At 54.4% G+C, this 25,253-nt stretch carries 25 protein-coding genes and 2 tRNA genes; 10 read left to right on the top strand and 17 right to left on the bottom strand.

Annotated features, from left to right (window positions below):
* From hflK to nnr, 8 genes are all read right to left on the bottom strand, one after another.
* Window positions 1–1,257 carry an FtsH protease activity modulator HflK gene (gene hflK, locus GA0061071_RS04065; RefSeq protein WP_061498463.1) on the bottom strand — a complete coding sequence of 419 codons (1,257 nt, stop codon included), beginning with the start codon at window positions 1,255–1,257 and terminating at the stop codon, window positions 1–3.
* Window positions 1,258–1,344: 87 nt separating this feature from the next.
* Window positions 1,345–2,625, bottom strand: a complete 1,281-nt coding sequence (gene hflX / locus GA0061071_RS04060; protein WP_061500219.1) for a ribosome rescue GTPase HflX — start codon at window positions 2,623–2,625, stop codon at window positions 1,345–1,347.
* Between the two features lie 74 nt (window positions 2,626–2,699).
* The gene (hfq, locus tag GA0061071_RS04055; RefSeq protein WP_061498466.1) at window positions 2,700–3,005 is read right to left on the bottom strand and encodes an RNA chaperone Hfq; all 306 of its coding nucleotides are present in this window, start codon (window positions 3,003–3,005) and stop codon (window positions 2,700–2,702) included.
* Between the two features lie 97 nt (window positions 3,006–3,102).
* Complete coding sequence (miaA, locus tag GA0061071_RS04050) at window positions 3,103–4,053, bottom strand: tRNA (adenosine(37)-N6)-dimethylallyltransferase MiaA (RefSeq protein WP_061500221.1); 951 nt, start codon at window positions 4,051–4,053, stop codon at window positions 3,103–3,105.
* A complete protein-coding gene (gene mutL / locus GA0061071_RS04045) occupies window positions 4,046–5,908 on the bottom strand; it encodes a DNA mismatch repair endonuclease MutL (protein WP_088237265.1) in 1,863 nt (620 codons plus the stop codon). The genes miaA and mutL overlap by 8 nt, the downstream gene beginning before the upstream one ends.
* A 10-nt stretch (window positions 5,909–5,918) precedes the next feature.
* Window positions 5,919–7,259 carry an N-acetylmuramoyl-L-alanine amidase AmiB gene (gene amiB, locus GA0061071_RS04040; protein WP_061498472.1) on the bottom strand — a complete coding sequence of 447 codons (1,341 nt, stop codon included), beginning with the start codon at window positions 7,257–7,259 and terminating at the stop codon, window positions 5,919–5,921.
* Between the two features lie 16 nt (window positions 7,260–7,275).
* Window positions 7,276–7,737, bottom strand: a complete 462-nt coding sequence (gene tsaE, locus GA0061071_RS04035) for a tRNA (adenosine(37)-N6)-threonylcarbamoyltransferase complex ATPase subunit type 1 TsaE (RefSeq protein ID WP_061498475.1) — start codon at window positions 7,735–7,737, stop codon at window positions 7,276–7,278.
* Window positions 7,730–9,241: a bifunctional ADP-dependent NAD(P)H-hydrate dehydratase/NAD(P)H-hydrate epimerase gene (gene nnr / locus GA0061071_RS04030; RefSeq protein ID WP_088237264.1), complete on the bottom strand. Its 1,512-nt coding sequence runs from the start codon at window positions 9,239–9,241 to the stop codon at window positions 7,730–7,732. Before nnr ends, tsaE begins: the two co-directional genes overlap by 8 nt.
* Before the next feature lie 14 nt (window positions 9,242–9,255).
* On the opposite strand from nnr, the gene queG reads away from it, so the two are divergent.
* Window positions 9,256–10,395 carry a tRNA epoxyqueuosine(34) reductase QueG gene (queG, locus tag GA0061071_RS04025; protein ID WP_088237263.1) on the top strand — a complete coding sequence of 380 codons (1,140 nt, stop codon included), beginning with the start codon at window positions 9,256–9,258 and terminating at the stop codon, window positions 10,393–10,395.
* A 268-nt stretch (window positions 10,396–10,663) separates the two neighbouring features.
* On the opposite strand, the gene GA0061071_RS04020 is transcribed toward queG, so the two are convergent.
* From GA0061071_RS04020 to orn, 3 genes are all read right to left on the bottom strand, one after another.
* A tRNA-Gly gene (locus GA0061071_RS04020) sits at window positions 10,664–10,739 on the bottom strand.
* Between the two features lie 63 nt (window positions 10,740–10,802).
* Window positions 10,803–10,878, bottom strand: a tRNA-Gly gene (locus tag GA0061071_RS04015).
* 251 nt (window positions 10,879–11,129) lie between these two features.
* On the bottom strand, window positions 11,130–11,675 hold the full coding sequence (gene orn / locus GA0061071_RS04010) for an oligoribonuclease (RefSeq protein WP_061498495.1): 546 nt from the start codon (window positions 11,673–11,675) through the stop codon (window positions 11,130–11,132).
* Between the two features lie 94 nt (window positions 11,676–11,769).
* Here orn and rsgA point away from each other — a divergent pair, with 94 nt between their 5' ends.
* The 3 genes from rsgA (at window position 11,770) to mscM (ending at window position 17,249) form a co-directional block, all read left to right on the top strand.
* Window positions 11,770–12,825: a small ribosomal subunit biogenesis GTPase RsgA gene (rsgA, locus tag GA0061071_RS04005; RefSeq protein WP_061498497.1), complete on the top strand. Its 1,056-nt coding sequence runs from the start codon at window positions 11,770–11,772 to the stop codon at window positions 12,823–12,825.
* Window positions 12,826–12,926: 101 nt separating this feature from the next.
* Window positions 12,927–13,895: an archaetidylserine decarboxylase gene (gene asd / locus GA0061071_RS04000; RefSeq protein ID WP_061498499.1), complete on the top strand. Its 969-nt coding sequence runs from the start codon at window positions 12,927–12,929 to the stop codon at window positions 13,893–13,895.
* Between the two features lie 21 nt (window positions 13,896–13,916).
* The gene (mscM, locus tag GA0061071_RS03995; protein WP_088237262.1) at window positions 13,917–17,249 is read left to right on the top strand and encodes a miniconductance mechanosensitive channel MscM; all 3,333 of its coding nucleotides are present in this window, start codon (window positions 13,917–13,919) and stop codon (window positions 17,247–17,249) included.
* A 124-nt stretch (window positions 17,250–17,373) separates the two neighbouring features.
* Here the strand turns inward: mscM and GA0061071_RS03990 are convergent, their stop codons facing one another.
* A complete protein-coding gene (locus tag GA0061071_RS03990) occupies window positions 17,374–17,712 on the bottom strand; it encodes a YjeO family protein (RefSeq protein WP_088237261.1) in 339 nt (112 codons plus the stop codon).
* Between the two features lie 103 nt (window positions 17,713–17,815).
* On the bottom strand, window positions 17,816–18,793 hold the full coding sequence (gene epmA / locus GA0061071_RS03985; protein ID WP_061498506.1) for an elongation factor P--(R)-beta-lysine ligase: 978 nt from the start codon (window positions 18,791–18,793) through the stop codon (window positions 17,816–17,818).
* 306 nt (window positions 18,794–19,099) lie between these two features.
* Here epmA and frdA point away from each other — a divergent pair, with 306 nt between their 5' ends.
* From frdA to GA0061071_RS03960, 5 genes are all read left to right on the top strand, one after another.
* Window positions 19,100–20,890, top strand: coding sequence for a fumarate reductase (quinol) flavoprotein subunit (gene frdA / locus GA0061071_RS03980; protein WP_061498508.1), 1,791 nt, complete (start codon window positions 19,100–19,102; stop codon window positions 20,888–20,890).
* Window positions 20,883–21,617, top strand: coding sequence for a succinate dehydrogenase/fumarate reductase iron-sulfur subunit (locus GA0061071_RS03975; RefSeq protein WP_061498510.1), 735 nt, complete (start codon window positions 20,883–20,885; stop codon window positions 21,615–21,617). The genes frdA and GA0061071_RS03975 overlap by 8 nt, the downstream gene beginning before the upstream one ends.
* Window positions 21,618–21,627: 10 nt before the next feature.
* Window positions 21,628–22,023 carry a fumarate reductase subunit FrdC gene (gene frdC, locus GA0061071_RS03970; RefSeq protein WP_061498513.1) on the top strand — a complete coding sequence of 132 codons (396 nt, stop codon included), beginning with the start codon at window positions 21,628–21,630 and terminating at the stop codon, window positions 22,021–22,023.
* A gap of 10 nt (window positions 22,024–22,033) precedes the next feature.
* Window positions 22,034–22,393, top strand: a complete 360-nt coding sequence (frdD, locus tag GA0061071_RS03965; RefSeq protein ID WP_061498516.1) for a fumarate reductase subunit FrdD — start codon at window positions 22,034–22,036, stop codon at window positions 22,391–22,393.
* A gap of 84 nt (window positions 22,394–22,477) precedes the next feature.
* Entirely contained in the window at window positions 22,478–22,999 is a 522-nt protein-coding gene (locus tag GA0061071_RS03960) for a lipocalin family protein (protein ID WP_088237260.1), read from the top strand.
* Here GA0061071_RS03960 and sugE read toward each other — a convergent pair.
* Window positions 22,996–23,313, bottom strand: coding sequence for a quaternary ammonium compound efflux SMR transporter SugE (sugE, locus tag GA0061071_RS03955; protein WP_061498522.1), 318 nt, complete (start codon window positions 23,311–23,313; stop codon window positions 22,996–22,998). The two genes, GA0061071_RS03960 and sugE, sit on opposite strands and share 4 nt — an antisense overlap.
* Before the next feature lie 264 nt (window positions 23,314–23,577).
* Between sugE and GA0061071_RS03950 the strand changes: the two genes are divergently transcribed.
* Window positions 23,578–24,180, top strand: a complete 603-nt coding sequence (locus GA0061071_RS03950) for a response regulator transcription factor (RefSeq protein WP_088237258.1) — start codon at window positions 23,578–23,580, stop codon at window positions 24,178–24,180.
* A gap of 29 nt (window positions 24,181–24,209) precedes the next feature.
* Here GA0061071_RS03950 and ecnB read toward each other — a convergent pair whose 3' ends face one another.
* The 3 genes from ecnB to efp all read right to left on the bottom strand — a co-directional run bounded on the left by ecnB (window position 24,210) and on the right by efp (window position 25,212).
* A complete protein-coding gene (ecnB, locus tag GA0061071_RS03945) occupies window positions 24,210–24,356 on the bottom strand; it encodes a lipoprotein toxin entericidin B (RefSeq protein WP_061498526.1) in 147 nt (48 codons plus the stop codon).
* 99 nt (window positions 24,357–24,455) lie between these two features.
* Window positions 24,456–24,587, bottom strand: coding sequence for an entericidin A/B family lipoprotein (locus GA0061071_RS03940; RefSeq protein WP_061498529.1), 132 nt, complete (start codon window positions 24,585–24,587; stop codon window positions 24,456–24,458).
* Window positions 24,588–24,645: 58 nt separating this feature from the next.
* Window positions 24,646–25,212 (bottom strand): elongation factor P, encoded by a 567-nt coding sequence (efp, locus tag GA0061071_RS03935; protein ID WP_061498532.1) that lies wholly within the window; start codon window positions 25,210–25,212, stop codon window positions 24,646–24,648.
* Window positions 25,213–25,253: the final 41 nt, after the last annotated feature.

Genomic DNA, 25,253 nt, shown 5'->3' with positions numbered 1-25,253 from the left:
TTATTCCCCCTGACGCTGGTAGTCGTTACGCTGCGCGTTAACGCGGCGTTGGTCCATGATGTCTCCCGCAGACGTTGCGGGGGCGCTGTTCGCACTGCTACCAGAGTTGGACGCAGGCGGCAGGCGCAGCAAGTTGTTCGCGCCACTGCTGTCACTCTTTGCCGCAGGCGCATTGCCACCTTTCAGCATCTGGTCCAGCGGCAGCACCATCAGGTTGCCGCCTTTATCGTTCACCAGCACTTTGCGAGTATGACTCAGCACTTTTTCCATGGTCTCGATATACAGACGCTCGCGGGTGATTTCCGGCGCGGCTTTGTATTCCGGCAGCAACTTCGCAAAGCGAGCCACTTCACCCTGTGCTTCCAGAATGGTCTGCGTTTTATAAGCGCGCGCCTCTTCGAGGATACGCTGCGCCTGACCATTAGCACGCGGCTGCACTTCGTTGGTGTACGCTTCCGCTTCACGAATATATTGCTGCTCGTTTTCACGGGCGGCGATAGCATCATCAAACGCGGCTTTCACCTCTTCCGGCGGACGAGCGGCCTGGAAGTTAACGTCCAGCAGGGTGATACCCATGTTATACGGACGAATGGTCTCTTCCAGCTCACGCTGGGTATCGCTACGAATAACGGTACGGCCTTCGGTCAGAATGCGATCCATCACGTATTTACCGATCACACCACGCAGGGCGCTGTCCGTCGCCTGACGCAGGCTGTCGTCGGCGCTGGTCACGCTGAACAGGTAACGCTCCGGATCGGTCACGCGGTATTGCACGTTCATCTCAACGCGAACCACGTTCTCATCAGAGGTGAGCATAACGCCGGACGCGGCCAGTTCACGCACGGACTCGACGTTGACGGCAGTGACATTATCAATAAAGGTCGGCTTCCAGTTCAGACCCGGCTCCACCAGGTGGCTGAACTTACCAAAGCGGGTAACCACGCCGCGTTCCGCTTCTTTGATGGTGTAGAACCCGGTAGCAGCCCAGATAATCACGGCGGCTGCGGCAACGATGCCGACAACGCGCCCACCCATATGACTGCGCGGGCCAGAAGAACCTGGATTGCCGCCGCCTGAGCTCTTACCCCCGCCCAAGCCACCGAGCTTTTTGCTCAGTTTGCGGAAGATATCATCCAGATCAGGTGGCCCCTGATCGCGACCGCCTTTGTTTCCATTTCCCTCAGAGTTGCCGCCTGGTTTGCTGCTTCCCCACGGGTCGCGGTCTTGTCCGTTGTTACCGGGCTGATTCCACGCCATGTATGTGCTCCATATATGTCTATCGTGCGGTGTATGCCCGAACTGGCGGGCACCCCCAAAGGGGAAAAATCTTCAGGCCTGTGCCGGTCAGACGACGTACTCTTCGAGTGCCGGTTCTTGTTTACAGAGTCGACGCCAGTCAACAATCGGCATACGCACCTGCATACCTACGCTGCCATCGTCTTCCATCCACTCTTTTTCTATTGCCTGAAGCTGATAAAACCGACTTCTCAGGCGCCCTTCCTGCGGAGGCAAACGCAGCGTGTGCTGCGCCACTTCCCCGGCAAGACGCTCCGTCAAAGCCTGGAATAACAGTGGTACGCCAACACCGGTCTGCGCAGAGAGCCAGACGCGGATTGGTTTATTCTCTTCATCCCTGTCGATACGCGGCTCGAACTCTTCCAGCATATCGATCTTGTTCATGACCAACAGCGTCGGGATCTCGTGCGCTTCAATTTCTTCAAGCACCGTATTCACTGCGTCAATGTTTTCCTGCACACGGAGATCGGCGGCATCGATCACATGCATCAGCAGCGTCGCCTGACGCGTCTCCTGCAAGGTCGCTTTAAATGCCGCCACCAGATCGTGTGGCAGATGACGGATAAACCCTACGGTATCCGCCAGCACCGTTTCCCCGACATCCGCTACATCGATACGACGCAGCGTGGGATCCAGCGTTGCGAACAGTTGGTCTGCCGCATACACCTGCGCTTCGGTGATCTGGTTAAACAGCGTCGACTTGCCGGCGTTGGTATAACCCACCAGCGAAACCGTTGGAATATCGGCTTTCGTGCGGGAGCGACGCCCTTGTTCACGCTGCTTTTCAACCTTCTCAAGGCGCGCCAGGATCTGGGTAATACGATTACGCAACAAACGACGGTCGGTTTCGAGCTGGGTTTCACCCGGACCGCGCAAACCAATCCCGCCTTTTTGTCGCTCAAGGTGGGTCCAGCCACGCACCAGACGCGTCGCCAGGTGGCGCAGTTGCGCCAGTTCAACCTGCAATTTCCCCTCGTGCGTACGAGCACGCTGGGCAAAAATATCCAAAATCAGACCGGTGCGATCGATTACACGACACTCGCACAGTCTTTCCAGGTTACGTTCCTGGGCAGGGGTCAGCGCATGATCAAAGAGCACAACGGAGGCACCCACGGCTTTTACGGCATCCGCAATTTCTACTGCTTTACCTTCGCCAACGAAATACTTAGGGTGCGGTGCTTTACGGCTACCGGTAATCACCTGCATTGCTTCGACACCGGCGGAAGAGACCAGAGATTCAAACTCCTGGAGGTCTTCCATATCTTTGTCTTGCGAAAAATAGATGTGTACCAGTACCGCCTGCTCACCGGCTTCATAACGGTCAAACAAGCGTAAACCCTCAAAAAAGATCAGCGGGGAACGCAGATCTTCTGGCTCCCCGATGTAGATAAACAGCAAAAACCTTATTCGGTTTCTTCGCCGTCCTGCTGTGCAGAGCCCTGCGCGTTGCTACCATGATGGTAGTTACTGTTGGTACCGCCGCCCGCATTGTTGCTGTGATGAGAAACCGGACGAGATGGAACAACAGTAGAAATCGCGTGCTTATAGACCATCTGGCTGACCGTGTTTTTCAACAGGATCACGAACTGATCGAAAGACTCAATTTGCCCTTGCAGCTTAATACCATTCACCAAATAAATTGAAACTGGAACACGTTCCCGACGCAGTGCGTTCAGGAACGGATCTTGTAAAGATTGCCCCTTAGCCATTCTATCTTTTCCTTATATGCTTGTTTTGTACTTAGAACCCGAAGGCTCTGAAAACTGCGTAAAAAATTCGCGCACGATACGACTTAATTGTACACATTCACCCTGCGATAGCACGAACAACCTGTAACACGTCCTGGTAAGACTTTTCTGGCTTTTCACTCTCTAACCAGTGAACGCCATCCCAGCCGCGCAGCCATGTCATCTGTCGCTTGGCTAACTGCCTCGTGGCGCAAATACCTCGATAAACCATTTCATCGTATGAAATCTCACCTTCAAGATACGACCACATCTGGCGGTATCCCACACAACGAATGGAAGGCATCTCCGTATGCAAATCTCCGCGAGCAAAAAGCGCCCGCACTTCTGCTTCAAAACCTGAAGCCAACATCTGATGAAACCGCTGCTCAATGCGTTGATGGAGCAGTTCACGGCTCGCCGGGGCGATGGCGAACTGATGCACCTGGTAAGGCAGAGCGTCTCCCGACGTTTGCGTCAGATCTGTTAAAGTTTTACCCGAAATGAAAAAAACTTCCAGTGCCCGGGAAAGCCTTTGCGGATCATTTGGATGAATCCGTGCTGCAGCAACCGGATCGATCTCCCGCAACTGCTGGTGCAACGCTTCCCATCCACGCTCTGCCGCTTGTTTTTCAATGTCCGCTCTGACTTTTGCATCCGCTGATGGCAAGGGTGATAACCCCTCCAGCAGCGCCTTGAAGTAGAGCATCGTACCGCCCACCAGCAGCGGAATGCGTCCTGCCTCGGTGATCGCATGCATTTCCGCCAACGCATCGCGGCGAAAATCCGCTGCGGAATACGCCTGCGCCGGGTCGAGAATATCCAACAACCGGTGCGGTGCGGCGTGTAACTCTTCCGCATTCGGCTTTGCGGTACCGATATCCATGCCCTGATAGATAAGGGCAGAATCCACGCTTATCAACTCAACAGGCAAAACTTTACGCAACGCAATGGCTAACGCCGTTTTACCCGAGGCCGTCGGCCCCATCAGAAAAATAGCCTTAGGCAGGCCAGCCTTACTCACTTCACTCATCATTCAGGGCGTTCATCGCCGTTTGTAGATCAACAGGTTGTAATAAACCATCTGGTGGGGACTTCACCAGATGCGGACAAAGCCGTTCGACGTCAGCCAGCAGGGTAATCGCCTGCGCCACACTCCATTGCGGATGATCGCTCGCCAGATGACGAGCCAGCCATTGGGCAATATTCGCCGCATCAATGCTTGTCTGCTGCGCCAGGTAGCCTATCAGTTCGGGAATCAAGATTTGTAAATTTTGTTGGCGCAAGGGTAAAGGCACAGCACGAATGGTTACGTACTGGCCATCCGGTACAAATTCAATGCCCATTTTTGCCAACACCGGCTGCGCCTGTTTCAACGCCGCGCGCTCTTGCGCAGAAATTTTTAAACGCACCGGAATCAACAACGGTTGACCGCAGGCAGGCGCATTGGCCGGAGAAAGTTGTGCATGGCGTAACCACCGTTCCGCAACGGGAAGCGCCAACAATGCCAGTTGCCCGTTGCGCTCAAGCAGTGCGTAGTGCGGCGCAATCAGCGTTAAGACGCGGCCAAAACTCTGGCTGTGCCCTTCCAGCGCGGGCGCTGCAGGCTGTGGCGCTTCACTTTTGCGCTCCACAACAGGCGTATCCAGCAACTGACGATACAGCGCGCCCTGCTGCTTTTGGTAACCCGGTTGTGCATGCGGCCAGCCGGGCGTCGCGCCTGTATTGCCGCTGTTACGGGAAGCAGGAGCAGCGCTGGTTGGCATGCGTGGAGCATCCGGTTCACGGGCGACCAACGGTTGAGAGAATTGGTTACGCCCTGCTGCCACTCGGTTCTCTGGTAACGCGCGGGGGGCGGATTCGTCCGTTAGCGGCAAGGGGGCGCCGAGCTGTTGTTGCAGCACGCTGAGCACCCCCTGGTAGATAAAGTCATGTACCAGCCGCGATTGATGGAAACGCACTTCATGCTTCGCCGGGTGCACATTGACATCCACCTGATGTGGATCGATGTCCAGGTAGAGCACAAAAGCGGGTTGCTGATCGGCACCCAGTTTATCTTCACAGGCCTGTCGGATGGCGTGATTGATCAACCGGTCGCGCATCATTCGGCTGTTCACATAGCAGTACTGGATCTCAGCGAAAGCCGCCGTGGTCTGTTTAGGGTCCGCCACCCAGCCGCGCAGGGATAAATCGCCGTGCTGCCACTCAATGGCCAGCGCGTGTTCAAGAAAGGCGGCACCGCAAATCGCCCCAAGACGGCGCTCTTTTTGCCCCCCTTCGGCGACCGCGCGGTACTGGCGCACCAGCTTGCCGTTATGACTCAAATTGAGGGTGACATCGAAACGCGCCAGCGCAATGCGGCGTATCACCTCATCGATGTGGTTAAATTCGGTTTTTTCCGTGCGCATAAATTTACGGCGCGCCGGTGTGTTGTAGAACAGATCCAGCACTTCCAGCGTGGTGCCCACCGGGTGCGCGGCGGGTTTGACCGTCACCGCCATATCACGCCCTTCGGCGTAAGCCTGCCACGCTTCTTGCTGCTCAGCAGTACGGGAGGTGAGCGTTAAACGGGAAACAGAGCTGATACTGGCCAGCGCTTCGCCACGGAAGCCAAGGCTAATAATGGCTTCGAGATCGTCCAGCGAGGCGATTTTACTGGTAGCGTGGCGCGCCAGCGCTAGCGCCAGTTCATCTTTCTTGATGCCGCTGCCGTTGTCGCGGATACGGATAAGCTTGGCACCGCCGCGTTCAATATCGATATCGATTCGCGTAGCGCCTGCATCAAGGCTGTTTTCAACCAGCTCTTTCACTACCGACGCAGGGCGCTCCACCACTTCGCCAGCGGCGATTTGGTTCGCAAGCTGCGGCGGCAGAACCTGTATCGGCATGAAAATATCCTTAGTTAAGCAGACCGTTCGCAGGCGCCGCGGCGCTGGCTGTCTGCCCGCCTCCGCTTTGTGGCGCAGACTGCAACGGATGTGCGAGGAAATAGTTACGCAGACCGCCGTATATTGCTTCAGCGATCTGTTGTTGGTAATTGTCGCTTCCCAACAATCGCTCTTCTGCAGAATTACTGATAAAACCCGTTTCAACCAGCACAGAAGGGATATCCGGGGAGCGCAGCACACCTAAGCTTGCGTGTTCCGGGCGACGCTTATGTAACGCGCCCACACGCTCAAGCTGACCCAGCATACTGGTGGCGACATCATAACCGACGCGCTGGGAATGGCCGAATTGTAAATCCAGCACCGCCTGGCTCAGGTAGGGATCCGACTGGCTATTGGCCAGCACATCCCCTGCACCGCCCAACAGTTCCGATTGTTTTTCATGCTGCTCCAGCCAGCCCGCCATTTCACTGTTCGCTCGGCGGTTTGACAATACCCATACCGACGCGCCGGTTGCATCGCGGTTTGGTGCGGCGTCCGCATGGATAGAAACCAGGAAATTCGCATTCTGCTTACGCGCCACATCGGAACGCCCCATCACCGAAATAAAGTAGTCCCCGTCGCGCGTCATCACCGGTTTGAACATCGGGTCATCATTCAACAACGCGCGCAGTTTACGGGCGATGGAGATGGTCACGTTTTTCTCTTGCGTTCCGCCAGCGCCAATCGCACCAGGATCCTGACCACCGTGTCCGGCATCAATGGCGATAACCACTTTGTCACCGGATGCAGTGCGCGTCTGTACCGCCGGGCGGGTCACCGTATTACTGCTGGTCACGCTAGTAATGCGATCGTTTTCCGCTTTAAACGGATTGCGCGCAGGCGTTGAAGGCTGCGCAGGGCGAGAGGTAAAAACCGGCGTATCGTTACGCTGCACCACCGCTTTAGGCGGTGGCGGCGGTGGCGGCACATCGGCATCAATCGTAAAGACCACGTTGTAGCCCGCGCCGCTTTGCTGTTTCACCGCCCGGGTTTTGCCATTTTGCGTTAAATCCACCACCAGACGGATCGACTGATTATCTTTCGCCGTCCCGGCACGGATACTTTTGACCAGATTATTGCCGCTAAACTGCAGCGGCAAACCCTGGATAATGCCCGTCTGTTTGATATCCAGTGCGACGCTGCGCTTATCCTGCTGCGTAAACGCATATTCAGGATCGCCCATAAAGCTGAAAGTGATACGCGCCTGGCTGTCGCCGTTGGACACCTGAATATCCGCCAGGCTTGCAGCCCCCGCCTGCGTACAAAGCAGTAATAACGCAGCCGCCAACCAACTTTTAACGCGAGAGATCATCACGTTATCCTTCCTGTCAACCGGCCATACGCGCCAGTAACGAATCGCCAGATGAGGATACCGCGCGAATGCGCGCCTCACGCCCCTGAGCCTGGTAATCTAAATGGATTTCAACATCCGGATCAGGCAGTACACCCGCACCTTGCTGCGGCCACTCAACCAGACAAATGGCATCATTGGCAAAATAATCGCGGATGCCCATAAATTCCAGTTCCTCCGGATCCGCAAGGCGATACAGGTCGAAGTGGTACACCGTCAGCGAATCGAGCGTGTACGGCTCAACGAGGGTATAGGTCGGGCTTTTGACATTCCCGTGATGACCAAGAGCCTGTAAAAATCCCCGGCTGAAGGTAGTCTTACCCGCGCCGAGATCGCCATACAGATAAATCACCGTCGCACCGGTGCAGGCCTGCGCCACACGCGTGCCGAGATCCAGTGTCGCTTGCTCATCAGGTAAAGGAATAACTCGATTAATCATCTTTTGTATCAACTACATCCGGGTTAACAACGCGCCAAAGCGCCGTAAAAAGATCGGTTGCCAGCATACCGCGCATACCGAATTGCGCCGCCAGCCTGTCAGCCGCAGCGCCATGAGCAACACATCCCGCACAGGCTGCATCCCAGGGCGTCAACTTCTGCCCGAGTAGCGCGCCAATAATACCGGACAAAACATCCCCCATGCCGCCGCTCGCCATACCAGCGTTACCGGCATCGACAATGCCCATTTCACCCTCTGCATTTGCAATGACGGTACCCGCGCCTTTCAGCACAACGACACCGGCATAACGTTTTACCAGCCGCTGCGCGGCGAGCAAGCGATCGCTTTCGATCTCCGCCACGCTGCAATTCAGCATACGCGCCGCCTCACCAGGATGCGGCGTCAATACGCGATTGTGACGTTTATCGGGATTGATTGCCAGAAGGTTCAACGCATCCGCATCCCATAGCATCGGTTTACGGAAATTCTCTACCTTTTGTAGCGCTTTTTTGCCCCACTCCTGCTGCCCAAGTCCCGGACCAATCACCACGACATCCGCCCATTGCAGGCTCTCATCCAGCGAGGCGCTGGTCAGTTCATGAACCATCAATTCCGGGCGGGCGGTTAGCAGCGGAGCAATATTTTCGCTGCGCGTCAGCACGCGCACAAGGCCTGCGCCTGCGCGCAGTGCTGCCTCGCCAGCCATACGAATTGCTCCGGCGGTACCGTGATCGCCGCCAATAATCAGCAGACGCCCATGATCACCTTTATGTGACGTCGGGCGACGTGGCGTAAACCAGCGGCAAAGCTGGCTGGCATCAAACCGGGTTAATGCTGTCTCTTGCCCGTTTAACCAGGACTCCAGCCCCAGCGCATGATGATGAAGCTGCCCTACGACATCCCGCGCTTTGCCCGTCAATAAGCCAGGTTTAAGCGCGATAAAGGTGAGGGTGTGATGAGCATGAATCACCGCGCCCGGCGCGGCACCTGTTTGAGCATTAAGCCCGGAGGGGATATCCAGCGCCAATACGGGGGCCGGATGGGCGTTTACGTGGTCGATCAGTTGGGCAACATTGTCGCGCGGCGCGCTGGTAAGCCCGGTTCCCAGCAGACCATCGATAATTAAATCAACCTGTTCCGGCCAGAGAATGTCCGGCGCATGGATCACGCCGCCAGCATTAAGCCAGGCATCCCGCGCCTGCGCGGCCTCTTCCGGTAGTGGTTTGTTGCTCTCCAGCGCCAGCAATGTCACTTGTATGCCCGCCGCGGCGGCAAGCCTGGCGACCACATAACCATCGCCGCCGTTATTGCCGTGCCCACAAAGCACCAACCAGCAACGCGTATCGGGAAACTGCTGCCGGGCCACAGTAAAAGCGGCCTCGCCAGCACGTAACATCAGCTCATAAAGCGTAATACCGAAGCTGTCCGCCGCCTCTTTTTCGGCGCGTTTAAGGTCCTCAGCAGGCCAGATGGAGTGTGGTATACTTGCTGCGATTTTCTTCATTTTTATGGTCCGTCATGTCACAGCCCCTCGATCTCAATTATTTAGCGCAACAAATCAAACAGTGGGGCTCTGAACTGGGTTTTCAGCATGTCGGTATTACCGATACCGATCTCAGCGCCAGCGAACCAAAGCTACAGGCGTGGCTGGATAAACAATATCATGGCGAGATGGAGTGGATGGCACGTCACGGAATGATGCGCGCCCGCCCCCACGAGCTTCTCCCCGGCACGCTGCGCGTGATCAGCGTGCGCATGAATTACCTTCCTGCGCAGGCCGCTTTCGCCAGCACGCTGAAAAACCCAACGCTCGGCTATGTCAGCCGTTATGCGCTGGGCCGCGATTATCATAAGCTGCTGCGTAACCGGCTCAAAAAGCTCGGCGAGACTATTTCGCAGCAATGTGCTTCGCTGAATTTTAGACCTTTTGTTGATTCCGCGCCTGTTCTTGAGCGCCCTCTGGCAGAAAAAGCCGGGCTTGGCTGGACAGGTAAGCACTCACTTATCTTAAGCCGCGATGCGGGCTCATTTTTCTTTCTGGGTGAATTGCTGATTGATTTACCCCTGCCTGTCGATAAACCAGTGGAAGAGGGCTGTGGGCGTTGCGTGGCGTGCATGACGATTTGCCCTACCGGTGCCATTGTCGAGCCGTATACTGTCGATGCCCGCCGCTGTATCTCTTATCTCACGATTGAGCTTGAAGGAGCCATTCCGGAAGCATTGCGCCCCTTGATCGGCAATCGCATCTATGGATGCGATGACTGTCAGCTCATTTGCCCCTGGAATCGCTATTCGCAACTGACCAACGAGGACGATTTCAGCCCGCGTAAGGCGCTGCATGCGCCCGCGTTGATCGATCTGTTCGCCTGGGACGAGGCACATTTTCTGAAAGTGACGGAAGGGTCGGCTATTCGACGCATTGGTCATTTACGCTGGCTGCGTAATATTGCCGTCGCCCTGGGAAATGCCCCGTGGGAAGAAGCCAATATTCAGGCGCTGGAGCAGCGTCTTGGTGAGCACCCACTTCTTGATGAACACATACAGTGGGCGATTGCGCAGCAAAAAGAGAAGCGAAACGCCTGCCGCGTTGAGGTACAAATGCCGAAACAGCAGCGGCTGGTCAGAGTGGTGGAAAAAGGTCTGCCGCGCGACGCCTGAGCCATCCACAGCTTGTGAATAAAATAAAAAACACATTGCGATTCAATGACCACAAATTCGTCAAGTGATCACATTAACAATTTGCGATGTTATTTTGTTTTTATTTTACAGTGGGTTAAAAAAAATTCATTCACCCATCGAAGGAACTATTATGTTGCGAATGAAAGGCGGCCCTGTGGATAAGTCTGTTCACAACGCTTTCCTGAGGGAAATAAAAAACGTCCCCAGCGAAGCTTTCCGCTGTGTTTTTTTTTTTGATGTTAAAATTTGGAGCGGGAAACGAGACTCGAACTCGCGACCCCGACCTTGGCAAGGTCGTGCTCTACCAACTGAGCTATTCCCGCATATTTATCCGGTTTCAGCTTCATTGCCGGAACCAGTAAATTTGGATGGTGCATTTCAAATTTTGGAGCGGGAAACGAGACTCGAACTCGCGACCCCGACCTTGGCAAGGTCGTGCTCTACCAACTGAGCTATTCCCGCTTATCATCGATTTTTCAGTACGTTAGAACTCATCTTTACTGAAATTTCGTGATGCCGTGTTTCACATTTCTGTGTCTTCACGGGAGGCGCATTATACGAGAAATCCTTCCTGCTGCAAGCCCCTGAAAGCAAATTTTCGCTTTTTTTGTTTGAATGCTGCTTTAATCGACAAAACGCACACTTTTACAGCAAACCCACGCCAGCACTGGCTTGCAGGGCCAACAAAAAAAACGGCCCTGCATGCATGAACATTACAACTTAATAAAATGTTCGCGATACCAGGCCAACTCAGCCACGGATTCGCGAATATCGTCCAGCGCCTGATGTGTATTCTGTTTTTTCAGTCCTTCCAGCACTTCCGGTTTCCAGCGACGAGCCAGCTCTTTCAGCGTGCTAACGTCCAGGTAGCGATAATGGAAGTACGCCTCCAGCTCCGGCATGTACTTAAACAGGAAACGTCGATCCTGGCCGATGCTGTTGCCGCAAATGGGCGATTTTCCCGCTGGCACCCACTCTTTTAAGAACGCAATAGTGGCCAGTTCCGCGGCGCGATCATCCAGTTGACTGGCCTTCACACGATCCACTAACCCGCTACCGGTATGGGTGCGTACGTTCCAGTCATCCATTAATGCCAGTTGTGCGTCGGTTTGATGCACTGCAATCACCGGGCCTTCCGCCAGAATATTCAGGTTTGCATCGGTCACCAGCGTCGCGATTTCAATAATGCGATCGCGCTCGGGATCTAACCCCGTCATCTCCAGATCGATCCAAATGAGGTTGTTTTCATTTGCGCTCATGCTATTTTCCACCCTTCTCGCGTAACTATATTCATCTAGAATTGCGTGTATCATAGTTGTTTTGCCCATCCAGGGCGACCAGGAGCCAGCACGATTGAGTAAAAATAAACTCTCCAAAGGGCAGCAACGCCGCGTTAAAGAGAACCACCAGCGCCGGCTGAAAACCTCTACGGAGAAAGCTGACTATGATGACAACCTGTTCGGCGATCCGTCCGAAGGCGTTGTGATCAGCCGCTTTGGCATGCACGCCGATGTGGAATCCGCCGACGGCGCAGTGCATCGCTGTAATATTCGTCGCACGATCCGTTCACTGGTCACCGGCGACCGGGTGGTCTGGCGTCCTGGCAAAGAAGCGGCGGAAGGCGTCACAGTAAAAGGCATTGTGGAAGCCGTACACGCACGCACTACGGTGCTTACGCGCCCCGATTTTTATGATGGCGTAAAACCCATCGCCGCCAATATTGATCAGATTGTGGTGGTGTCGGCGATCCTGCCAGAACTGTCGCTGAATATTATCGATCGATACCTTGTCGCCTGCGAAGCCTTACAGGTTGAGCCCCTGATCGTGCTGAACAAAATCGATCTGCTGGACGAGGACGGCATGGATTTCGTCAATGAGCAGATGGATATCTACCGCAATATCGGCTATCGCGTACTCATGGTCTCAAGCCACGCACAGAATGGGCTTAATCCGCTGATTGAGGCGCTGACCAACCGCATCAGCATCTTTGCCGGGCAGTCCGGCGTGGGGAAATCGAGCCTGCTTAACACGCTGCTCGGTTTACATGAGGAGCAGATCCTCACCAACGACGTTTCCGACGTCTCCGGTCTCGGGCAACACACCACCACAGCCGCACGTCTTTATCACTTCCCGCACGGCGGCGATGTGATTGATTCTCCGGGCGTTCGCGAATTTGGACTCTGGCACCTTGAATCGGAACAAATTTTCAACGGTTTTGTCGAATTCCATGACTATCTGGGCCAGTGCAAATACCGGGATTGCAAACATGATACGGATCCGGGTTGCGCCATTCGCGAAGCGGTCGAAAAAGGCGAAATTGCTGAAAGCCGTTTCGAAAATTATCACCGCATCCTGGAAAGCATGTCGCAGGTAAAAACGCGTAAAAGCTTTTCTGAATCAGATGACTGACAACTAAGCTATGCATCGTTAAAATCGTCCCCTTTTTAGAAAAGGATCCGGCGCCCGGCGGCGGATCAGGAACGACAAAAAACAATGGCCTGGAGGCTACCTTGTTAAACGCATTTAAACTTTCGCTTCAATACATTCTGCCGAAACTGTGGCTCACTCGCCTGGCGGGCTGGGGCGCAAGCAAACGCGCGGGCTGGCTGACCAAACTGGTTATCGATCTGTTTGTGAAATACTACAAGGTCGATATGAAAGAGGCGCAGAAGCCCGATACCGCCAGCTACCGCACCTTTAATGACTTTTTTGTACGCCCGTTGCGCGACGACGTTCGCCCGCTGAATACCGATCCTAATGTGCTGGTGATGCCGGCAGACGGCGTGGTGAGCCAGCTTGGCGCTATCGAAGAAGATAAGATCCTGCAGGCCAAAGGCCATAACTACAGCCTTGAAGCCCTGCTGGCAGGCAACTACCTGATGGCCGATCTGTTCCGTAACGGCAGCTTTGTCACCACCTATCTCTCTCCGCGCGACTATCACCGAGTTCATATGCCGTGTAACGGTATTCTGCGCGAGATGATTTACGTCCCAGGCGATCTCTTCTCCGTTAACCACCTGACAGCGCAAAACGTGCCGAACCTGTTTGCCCGTAACGAACGCGTAATCTGCCTGTTTGATACCGAGTTCGGTCCGATGGCGCAAATTCTCGTTGGCGCGACCATTGTCGGCAGCATTGAGACCGTTTGGGCCGGTACGATTACGCCGCCGCGCGAAGGGATCATCAAGCGCTGGACCTGGCCTGCTGGCGAAAGCGAAGGCGCCATCGCATTGCTGAAAGGCCAGGAAATGGGCCGCTTCAAACTGGGTTCCACCGTGATTAACCTGTTTGCGCCGGGCAAAGTGGCACTGGCAGAACAGTTGCAAAGTCTGTCGGTCACCAAAATCGGTCAGCCGCTGGCGGTGTCCACCGAAACGTTCGCCCCTGTCGAAACCGAACAGGCCCCTTTGTCGGAAGCGGAAATCAACGCCGAACACGACGCCAGCCCGCTGGTAGACGATAAGAAAGACGAAGGTTAATCCACAAACAGGAAGACTGATGTGCGCCTGATTATCACATTTCTGATGGCCTGGTGCCTCAGCCTGGGGGCCATGGCGGCATCGGCCCCCGATGCCAGACAAATTACGCAGGAACTGGAGCAAGCCAAAGCGGCGAAGAACACGCCCGACCAGGCTGAAACCGTGGAGCTGCTCCAGGCTGCACTTAACGCGCTCGAAGAACGTAAAGGTTCACTTGAGCGCGCTCAACAATACCAACACGTTATTGATAATTTTCCTAAACTTTCCCGCACTCTGCGTTCTCAACTGGATAACCTGCGCGACGAGCCTAAATCCGTCCCGGCGGGCATGAGCAGTGACGCGCTGAACCAGGAGATCCTGCAAGTCAGCAGCCAGTTACTGGAGAAAACGCGTCAGGCACAGCAGGAACAAGAGCGTGCGCGGGAAATCAGTGATTCCTTAAACCAGCTTCCGCAGCAGCAAACCGACGCCCGTCGGCAGGTAACCGAAGTGGAACGCCGCCTGGGGGCGCAAAATGCGACAACGCCGCTGGCGCAGGCGCAGAATCTCAGCGCACAGGCAGAATCGGCGAAACTGAAAGCGCTGGTGGATGAACTGGAACTGGCGCAACTGTCGGCCAATAACCGCCAGGAGTTGTCGCGCATGCGTTCCGAGCTGGCGCAAAAACAGAGCCAGCAACTGGATACTTATTTGCAAGCCTTGCGCAATCAGCTTAATAGCCAGCGTCAGCGTGAAGCAGAGCAGGCGCTGGAAAGCACCGAACTTCTGGCAGAGAACAGCGATAATCTTCCTGTCGGTATCGTTGAACAGTTCCGAATCAACCGGGAGCTGTCGCAGGCGCTTAACCAACAGGCGCAGCGCATGGATCTGGTGGCGTCTCAGCAGCGCCAGGCTACCGGGCAGACATTGCAGGTGCGCCAGGCGCTCAATACGCTGCGTGAACAATCCCAATGGCTGGGCGCATCAAATATGCTCGGTGAAGCATTGCGCGCACAGGTTGCCCGTTTACCAGAAATGCCCAAACCGCAGCAACTGGACACCGAAATGGCGCAGTTGCGCGTGCACCGCATGCGTTACGAGGATCTGCTGAACAAGCAACCACAACTACGGCAAATTCGCCAGGCGGACGGCCAGCCGCTCACAAGCGAGCAGAATCGTATTCTGGAAGCACAGCTGCGTACTCAGCGCGAACTGTTGAATTCGTTGTTGCAGGGCGGCGATACACTGATCCTTGAGCTGACCAAGCTGAAAGTTTCTAATAGCCAGTTGGAAGATGCGCTGAAAGAGGTGAACGAAGCGACCCACCGCTATCTGTTCTGGACGGCGGATGTCAGTCCGGTCACCTTCGCATGGCCGATTGAAATCGTCCAGGATCTGCGCCGCCTGCTGTCGCTGGATACCGCCAGCCAGTTAGGCAAGGCCAGCGTGATGATGCTCACCAGCAAAGAGACGTTGTTCCCACTGTTTGGTGCCTTGATACTGGTGGGATTCAGCATTTACTCACGCCGGCATTTTACCTGTTTCCTGGAGCGCTCCAGCGCACGTGTGGGCAAAGTCACCCAGGATCACTTCTGGCTCACTATGCGTACGGTGTTCTGGTCCATTCTCGTCGCCTCGCCTTTGCCGGTGCTATGGGCAACGCTGGGTTATGGTCTACAGGAAGCCTGGCCTTATCCCCTGGCCGTCGCCGTTGGCGACGGCGTAACTGCGACGGTGCCATTGCTGTGGGTAGTGATGATTTGTGCCACTTTTGCCCGCCCTACCGGCTTGTTCGTCGCGCACTTTGGCTGGCCGCGCAATCGCGTCGCGCGCGGTATGCGTTATTACCTGATGAGCATCGGCCTAATCGTACCGTTGATCATGGCGCTGATCATGTTTGATAACCTCAACGATCGGGAGTTCTCCGGTTCGCTGGGCAGGCTCTGTTTTATTCTTATCTGCGGCGCACTGGCGCTGGTCACACTGAGCCTGAAACGCGCCGGGATCCCGTTGTACGTGGATAAAGCTGGCAGCAGCGACAATATGCCAAACCGCCTGCTGTGGAACCTGCTGATGAGTGCGCCGTTGATTGCCATTCTCGCAGCCTCCATCGGCTATCTGGCCACGTCGGAGGCGCTGTTGGCCAGACTGGAAACCTCCGTTGCCATCTGGTTCCTGCTGCTGGTGGTTTATCACATCATCCGTCGCTGGATGCTGATCCAGCGCCGTCGCCTGGCCTTCGAACGCGCCCGTCACCGCCGCGCGGAAATTCTCGCCCAGCGTGCACGCGGCGAAGATGAGCCGCCGCATCAGACCAGCACTGAAGGGGTTGCCGATGTCGATGAGGCAGAAGTCGATCTTGATGCCATTAGCGTGCAGTCCTTGCGACTGGTGCGCTCTATTTTGATGCTGATCGCATTACTGTCGGTCATAGTGCTGTGGTCGGAAATTCATTCTGCTTTCGGCTTCCTTGAAAATATCACGCTGTGGGACGTGACCTCGACCGTGCAAGGCGTGGAAAGTCTCGAGCCGATTACGCTGGGCGCGGTACTGATTGCCATTCTGGTGTTTATCATTACCACACAACTGGTGCGTAACCTCCCGGCGTTGCTGGAACTGGCGCTGTTGCAGCACCTTGAACTCACACCTGGCACCGGTTATGCCATTACCACCATTACCAAATATCTGTTGATGCTGTTTGGCGGGCTGGTGGGTTTCTCGATGATCGGTATCGAGTGGGCAAAACTGCAGTGGCTGGTCGCCGCGCTGGGTGTCGGTCTCGGCTTTGGTTTGCAGGAGATCTTCGCCAACTTTATCTCCGGTTTGATCATTTTGTTTGAAAAACCGATCCGCATCGGCGACACCGTGACGATCCGCGATCTGACCGGTAGCATCACAAAGATCAACACCCGCGCCACGACTATCAGCGACTGGGATCGCAAAGAGATCATCGTGCCGAACAAGGCTTTTATCACCGAGCAGTTTATCAACTGGTCGCTGTCGGACTCTGTGACCCGCGTGGTGCTGACGGTTCCAGCGCCAGCGGATGCTAACAGCGAAGAGGTCACGCAGATCCTTTACACTGCGGCCGCACGCTGCTCGCTGGTGATTGATAACCCGGCACCGGAAGTGTTCCTGGTCGATCTGCAACAAGGGCTGCAACTGTTTGAACTGCGTATTTACGCTGCGGAGATGGGACACCGTATGCCATTGCGCCACGAAATCCACCAGCTGATTCTGGCCGGCTTCCGTGAGCACGGCATTGATTTGCCGTTCCCACCGTTCCAGATGCGCCTTGAAAGTCTCGACGGTAAACGCACTGCGCGTACGCTGACATCAGCAGGTAAAAACAGCAGGCCAGCGGGCAGTTTGTAGAGCAGAATATTCAGCGCCTGATGGCACGATGCTTGCCCGGCTTGCAGAACACGCACCCGAGGTGCCTGCCAGGCCGGGTAAGGTTATCGCTTCCACCCGGCGATATCACATTGATGACTGGTGGTTACAGGCAAAACTGATAACGCAAGAAAAAACGCCACAACCAGAAAGCAAAAATGGAGAAGAGAGTCAGGTACAGGAACCCATGATGCTGTTTTTTCCAAACTAACAGATAAACAAACGGAAAAAACAGTGGGATCGTAATGGCTATCCCGGCATCACGGATATCCTCACTTTCGACATATGCCTTTAAATCACATATGTTTTTTATATTTTTCCCGTCAATAAGCCACTCTTTATCCTGAACGGATAAGAGCAGGATCAGGACAATACTGAAACAGAACCAGATTAAGCCAGCTATCCACCCTTTTCTGCTCACCTCATTCCCCGAAACACTCGCCATCGAAGCCAGCACTGAATATCACTCTTTTCAGTGCCATGTTAAAGGGAATAAATGCAAGCCAAGGGGAACACAGGCATCTCTCAACCCTGGCCCGAAAAAGCAGTTACGCCCGGTCGACGGTAAAAGCAATAACATCCGCCAGGCTTTCTGCCTGCAACGCCAGCATTACCAGACGATCAACGCCCAGCGCTACGCCGGAACAGTCTGGCAGGCCCGCCTTCAGTGCTTCCAGCAGATTCACATCCACCGGCTGCTGCGGCAGACCACGCGCCGCACGTTTGCGGTTATCCTGCTCGAAACGCTGCTGCTGCTCGCGTGCGTCGGTGAGTTCATGGAAACCATTCGCCAGCTCAATTCCCTTGAAGTACACCTCGAAACGCTCAGCAACGCGGTGATCTTCGGTACTGATCTGCGCCAGTGCAGCCTGACTTGCCGGGAAGTGGTAAACAAATGTCGGACGATCTTTACCGATCTGCGGCTCCACGCCCATTGTAAACAGCAGTTGCAGCAGCGTATCGCGGTCTTCTTCCGTGTCGGCAATATTGCTCAGGTCAAGCTTTGCCGCCACTTCGCGCAGTTGGGTTTTATCGGCAGAGAGTGGATCCACGTCCAGATAACGCTGGAACGCCTGTTGATAAGAGATCGATTCCGCAGCCTGGCACTCCAGCACCTGCTGCAATAAATCATCCACTTCATTCATTAAGCGGTACATATCGTAATGCGGACGATACCACTCAAGCATGGTGAATTCCGGGTTGTGATGACGCCCCATTTCTTCGTTACGAAAGCTTCTGCACAACTGGAATACCGGCCCGCAACCCGCAGCCAGCAAGCGCTTCATATGGTATTCCGGGCTGGTCATCAGATAGAGATTCAGCCCCTGAGAGTGGCCCGGTCCGACAAAACGGGTTTCAAACGGAAACAGATGAATGTCTGTTACCGTTGCCTGGCTCATACAGGGCGTTTCCACCTCGAGCACGCCGCGATCGACGAAGAAACGCCGGATCTCAGCCATAATTGCTGCTCGTTTCAATAGATTAGGGATGGATGCGCTCGGCTGCCAGGTTGCCGTCTCGCTCATGGTGCTTTCTCCGAATTCAGACAAGGGCACGAAGTCTACCCGCATCGATCCGTAGAGACAAATTTTGCACAAAAAATTTTCACTTATGTCGTCTATAAATAATGAGGGGCGTTTATGTGGTGATATCTGTCAATATCGATGATGCATCACACTAAAGAACGGCAAAAAAATCGAACACATCAAATTTCCTTTCCATCCCTACGGTTATACTGCGCTTACCCAAAAAGGAGCAGTGGAACATTTCCGCAACTACCTCAAGCGCTTCAGGCTTATCGTTGCGGAACAACAATAATCTGGAGGAATGTCGTGCAAACCTTTCAAGCCGATATCGCTGTGATTGGCGCAGGCGGAGCAGGATTACGAACCGCGATCGCTGCGGCGCAAGCCAACCCTAACGCTAAAATCGCACTGATTTCAAAAGTCTATCCCATGCGCAGCCATACGGTTGCTGCAGAAGGCGGCTCTGCCGCCGTCGCCCAGGATCATGACAGCTTCGAGTACCATTTCCACGATACCGTTGCTGGCGGTGACTGGCTTTGCGAACAGGATGTCGTCGACTATTTTGTGCACCATTGCCCGACAGAGATGACCCAACTTGAACAATGGGGTTGTCCGTGGAGTCGCCGTCCCGACGGTTCGGTCAACGTGCGCCGCTTCGGCGGGATGAAGATCGAACGCACCTGGTTCGCGGCCGATAAAACCGGCTTCCACATGTTGCATACGCTGTTTCAAACCTCCCTTCAGTTTCCGCAAATCCAACGCTTCGACGAACACTTTGTGCTGGATATTCTGGTCGACGACAACCATGCTCGCGGCCTGGTAGCGATGAACATGATGGAAGGCACCCTGGTGCAAATCCGTGCGAATGCCGTGGTAATGGCAACGGGCGGCGCGGGCCGCGTATACCGTTACAACACCAATGGCGGCATTGTCACCGGCGACGGTATGGGCATGGCGCTGGCGCACGGTGTACCGCTGCGTGATATGGAATTTGTGCAGTATCACCCGACCGGTCTGCCCGGTTCCGGCATTCTGATGACGGAAGGCTGCCGCGGTGAAGGCGGGATCCTCGTCAATAAAAACGGCTACCGCTATTTGCAGGATTACGGCATGGGGCCGGAAACGCCGTTGGGCGAACCGAAAAACAAATATATGGAGCTGGGCCCGCGCGATAAAGTGTCGCAAGCCTTCTGGCATGAATGGCGCAAAGGCAACACTATCTCCACGCCGCGCGGCGATGTGGTGCACCTCGACCTGCGTCATCTTGGCGAGAAAAAGATCAAGGAACGTCTGCCGTTTATCTGCGAGCTGGCGAAAGCCTATGTCGGGGTCGATCCGATCAAAGAGCCGATTCCTGTGCGTCCAACAGCACACTACACCATGGGCGGCATCGAAACCGACCAGAACTGCGAATCCCGTATCACCGGGCTGTTTGCGGTGGGCGAGTGTTCTTCTGTCGGCCTGCACGGTGCCAACCGCCTTGGTTCGAACTCACTGGCGGAACTGGTGGTCTTTGGTCGCCTGGCTGGTGAACGCGCAATGGAACGTTCTGCTACCGCAAGCCGTGCAAATGACGATGCGCTGAATGCACAGGCGGCGGATGTCGAACAGCGTCTGAAAGCGCTGGTTAACCAGCAGGGTAACGAAAGCTGGGCGAAAATCCGCGATGAAATGGGCGAATCCATGGAAGAAGGCTGCGGTATCTACCGTACGCCGGAGCTGATGCAGAAAACCGTGGATAAACTGGCGGAGCTGCAGGAACGCTTTAAACGCGTGCGTATCACCGATACCTCCAGCGTCTTCAACACGGATGTGCTCTACACCATTGAACTGGGTCATGGTCTGAACGTGGCGGAATGTATGGCGCACTCCGCACTGGCGCGTAAAGAATCCCGCGGTGCCCATCAACGTCTGGATGAAGGCTGTACCGAACGCGATGACGTCAACTTCCTCAAGCATACTCTTGCCTTCCGTGACGCTGACGGCGCAACACGGCTGGAATACAGCGACGTGAAAATCACCACGCTGCCACCAGCAAAACGTGTTTACGGCGCAGAGGCGGAAACGACCGAGAAGAAGGAGACGAACAATGGCTGAGATGAAAAATCTAAAAGTCGAAATCGTGCGCTATAACCCGGAAGTGGACAACGCACCGCACAGCGCCTTCTACGATGTGCCTTACGACGAAGCAACCTCGCTGCTCGACGCGCTGAGCTATATCAAAGACAACCTTGCGCCTGACCTGAGCTATCGCTGGTCGTGCCGTATGGCGATTTGCGGCTCATGCGGGATGATGGTCAACAAGGTGCCCAAACTGGCCTGTAAGACCTTCCTGCGCGACTACGAGAAAGGGATGAAGGTGGAAGCGCTGGCGAACTTCCCAATCGAGCGCGATCTGGTGGTCGACATGACCCACTTTATCGAGAGCCTCGAAGCCATTAAGCCTTATGTCATCGGCAATACGCGTACGCCCGATCAGGGTCCGGGGAAACAGACACCGGCGCAAATGGCGAAATATCACCAGTTCTCTGGCTGCATCAACTGTGGTTTGTGCTACGCCGCGTGTCCTCAGTTTGGCCTGAACCCTGAGTTCATCGGCCCGGCGGCGATCACGCTGGCGCATCGCTACAATCTGGACAACCGCGATAAGGGTAAAGCAGAGCGTATGGGGCAACTGAACAGCCAGAACGGCGTGTGGAGCTGCACTTTTGTCGGCTATTGCTCGGAAGTTTGTCCGAAGCATGTCGATCCCGCTGCCGCTATTCAGCAGAGCAAGGTGGAAAGTTCGAAAGACTTTCTTATCGCCACTCTGAAACCACGCTAAGGAGTGCATTATGACGACTAAACGCAAAGCCTGGGTTCGTCCCGTACCCGCAAGCTGGTGGAAACAACTGCCGTTTTATCGCTTCTATATGCTGCGTGAAGGAACGGCAGTGCCAGCAGTCTGGTTCAGCATTGTGCTCATTTACGGGCTCTTTGCCCTTAAACATGGCCCGGAAAGCTGGACCGGTTTTGTAGGCTTCCTGCAAAACCCAATTGTGGTAGTTCTTAACCTGATTTCGCTGGCGGCTGCATTGCTGCACACGAAAACCTGGTTTGAGCTGGCACCGAAAGCGACGATCATCATCGTGAAAGATGAAAAAATGGGGCCAGAGCCGGTTCTTAAAACGCTCTGGGCGGTTACAGCGGTGGTCACTGTCGTGATCCTGTTTGTCGCACTGTTCTGGTAAGGAGGCCAAGGTGATTAACCCGAATCCAAAACGTTCCGACGAACCCGTATTCTGGGGCTTGTTTGGCGCAGGCGGTATGTGGAGCGCGATTGTTGCTCCGGTGATTATCCTGCTGGTGGGGGTGTTGCTGCCGCTGGGGCTCTACCCCACAGAAGCACTGAGCTATGAGCGCGTCCTGGCGTTTGCGCAAAGCTTTGTTGGTCGCGCCTTTATCTTTTTAATGATTGTATTGCCAGTGTGGTGCGGTTTGCACCGTATCCACCATATGATGCATGACTTAAAAATCCACGTACCAAGCGGTAAATGGGTGTTCTACGGCCTTGCTGCCATTCTGACCGTGGTCACCTTGATCGGCGTGATTTTTATTTGATGCCAGTCGCTCTCCTGCGCAAGCAGGAGAGCAAATTTTCCCCCAGCGTCTATACCTGAAAGAAAATGCTGGAAGGAAAATCTTATGCGTTTTCTCCTCGCTGTTGTAGCCGCGTTTTTACTCTCTGCCTGTAGTTCCCCCACACCTCCCGAGGGCGTTAAGGTTGTTCAAAATTTTGATGTGCAACGCTACCTGGGGAAATGGTACGAAATTGCCCGTTTTGATCACCGCTTCGAGAGCGGTCTGGAGCAAGTCACCACCACGTACAGCCTGCGCGATGATGGTGGCTTAAACGTCATAAACCGTGGCTATAACCCGGATCGCGGCATGTGGCAGCAATCAATGGGCGAGGCGTATTTCACCGGCAATCCACGCACTGCGGCGCTGAAAGTCTCTTTCTTCGGCCCCTTCTACGGCGGCTACAATGTTATCGCGCTGGATGATAATTACCGCTATGCGCTGGTCTGCGGACCGGATCGTGACTACCTGTGGATCCTGTCGCGCACACCATCCCTCCCCGCAAAGGTTAAACAGCAAATGCTGGAGATCGCGTCGCGACAGGGTTTCGCCGTAGAAAAATTACTCTGGATTAAACATGCGCCTTAATGAGCGCTGAGTTTCAGACCAACAATCCCCGCCACGATCAGACACAAACTGAAAACGCGCGCCAGACTGGCTGATTCACCAAGCAATACGATGCCGGCAATCGCCGCACCGACGGCACCTATTCCGGTCCAGATAGCATAGGCTGTACCAACTGGCAGCGTTTTCATTGCCCATGAGAGCAGCACAATACTGGCGACCATCGCTGTGATGGTGACAATGCTGGGAGTTAAACGTGTGAATCCATGTGTGTATTTCAGGCCGATGGCCCAAACCACTTCCAGAAGACCTGCAACAAGAAGAATAAACCAGGACATTATTGGCTCCGGTGCGGGGCCGTCCCCGTTGAACATGCACACTGGCGGGTCGTCCCGTCAGGCGATTGAAGAGGGTCAGATTCTGACTATTCCAGATTATTATTTCAACATTTTTGTGCTTACTTAATTTTAGGAGGTAAAAGCAAGAAATAGCCACTGTTCGCAGCGGAATTCAGGCATTTATTCAGCAGATATACACCCTATGATGAATCGCTTTCCTGAATACAGGAAGTTGTGCGCCACCTCCTGACTGCGAAGAAAAATATGTTCAAGATTCTCGTGATTGACCGTTGTTACTTCACCCGTTCAGGGATGGAATCCTGGCTCAATCAAAATGATTTGTTCACCGCATCATTCCTCGTGACCGCACTGCACAATTTGATGCTGGCGAGAGAACATATTGTGCAATGGCAGCCAGATTTAGTGATCGCTGACCTTCATGGTTTTAAGAACGAAATTCATCATAGTCAACAGCTTGCCTCGCTTTTTTCTGCCTGCGGCGACGCTAATCAGGTGATGCTGCTGGAATCCGGCGAAGATGCGCAACTCTCAGAAATCTATGCGCAATTTATGGTTAAAACAAAATTGCTGAAAACAGAACCGCTGGATAAGTTAGCACAAGTCATTGATACCCTTGTACTCGCTCGCCCGGTGCGCGCAGTGCCGCATGTTGCCACGCCCTTACTGACAAAGCAGGAAGAGAAAGTGTTAACGCTGTGGATGGAAGGCAGAAGTAATCAGACCATTGCCGCCAAGCTGAGTATCAACGGCAAAACCGTATACACCTATAAGCGCAATATCAGAATGAAACTGGGCATGGGGAATCGATTTACACCGTTCCTGTCGCTGCCAGAAAATTCAAATTAACGGTACGACGGACGTCGTACCGATAGAGGTTACTGCTGTGCTTTGGTTGCCGCGCCAGAGATCGCGCTACCACCCTCAGAAATATCCTGACCGACACCTCGAGTGGTGTTACAAGCCGTCAGAGCGGAGGAAAGGAGCAGTACAGAAAAGATCGCAGCAATCGTCTTCTTAACCATAATATCTTCCTTTTGTGACCAATATTGTTAGCCACTTAAGCATAGACAAGATTCCGGAACGTGACCGGAACAGAGGCATTTTTAAGAAGATGTGAAGTTTTAGTTGGCCGCGCGGGAGATAACATGACCGAGACTCTGGATATCTTCACCGACGCCGCGCGCGGTATTGCAGCCAGACAGAAGAGCACAACCAAGAAGTATCAGTGAGAGAAATTTCGCAAAACGTTTCATCATCCCGGCCCTGAGAAATTCAGCGGCGTAGCACGACGCTACGCCGAAGTCGTGAGGATTATTTCACGCGAGATACGTATTCGCCAGAGCGGGTATCCACTTTAATCACTTCACCGATCTGCACGAACAGCGGAACTTTAACCACTGCGCCAGTGCTCAGGGTAGCCGGTTTACCGCCAGTGCCTGCAGTATCACCTTTCAGACCCGGATCGGTTTCAATGATTTCCAGTTCAACAAAGTTCGGCGGAGTCACGGAGATCGGCTGACCGTTCCACAGGGTCACGATGCATTCTGCCTGATCCAGCAACCATTTTTCGCTGTCGCCGATGGCTTTTTTGTCAGCAGAGAGTTGCTCGAAAGTTTCATTGTTCATGAAGTGCCAGAACTCACCGTCGTTGTACAGGTAAGTCAGGTTCATATCGACAACGTCCGCACCTTCAGCTGAGTCGGTAGACTTGAAGGTTTTCTCTACACGGGTACCGGTCAGCAAACGACGCAGTTTAACGCGTGCGAAAGCCTGGCCTTTCCCCGGTTTCACGAATTCGCTGGCTTCAACCGCGTACGGTTCGCCGTCCAACATGATTTTAAGACCGGCACGAAAATCGTTGCTATAGTAAGTCGCCATAAGGCCCTCTGAAATTGTTAACTGGTAGCTTAGCCAAAAAA

The organism is Kosakonia oryzendophytica (assembly GCF_900094925.1).
Taxonomy (GTDB): domain Bacteria; phylum Pseudomonadota; class Gammaproteobacteria; order Enterobacterales; family Enterobacteriaceae; genus Kosakonia; species Kosakonia oryzendophytica.
Note: the sequence above shows the minus strand (reverse complement) of the source record. Positions and strands in the feature narration are given on the sequence as shown.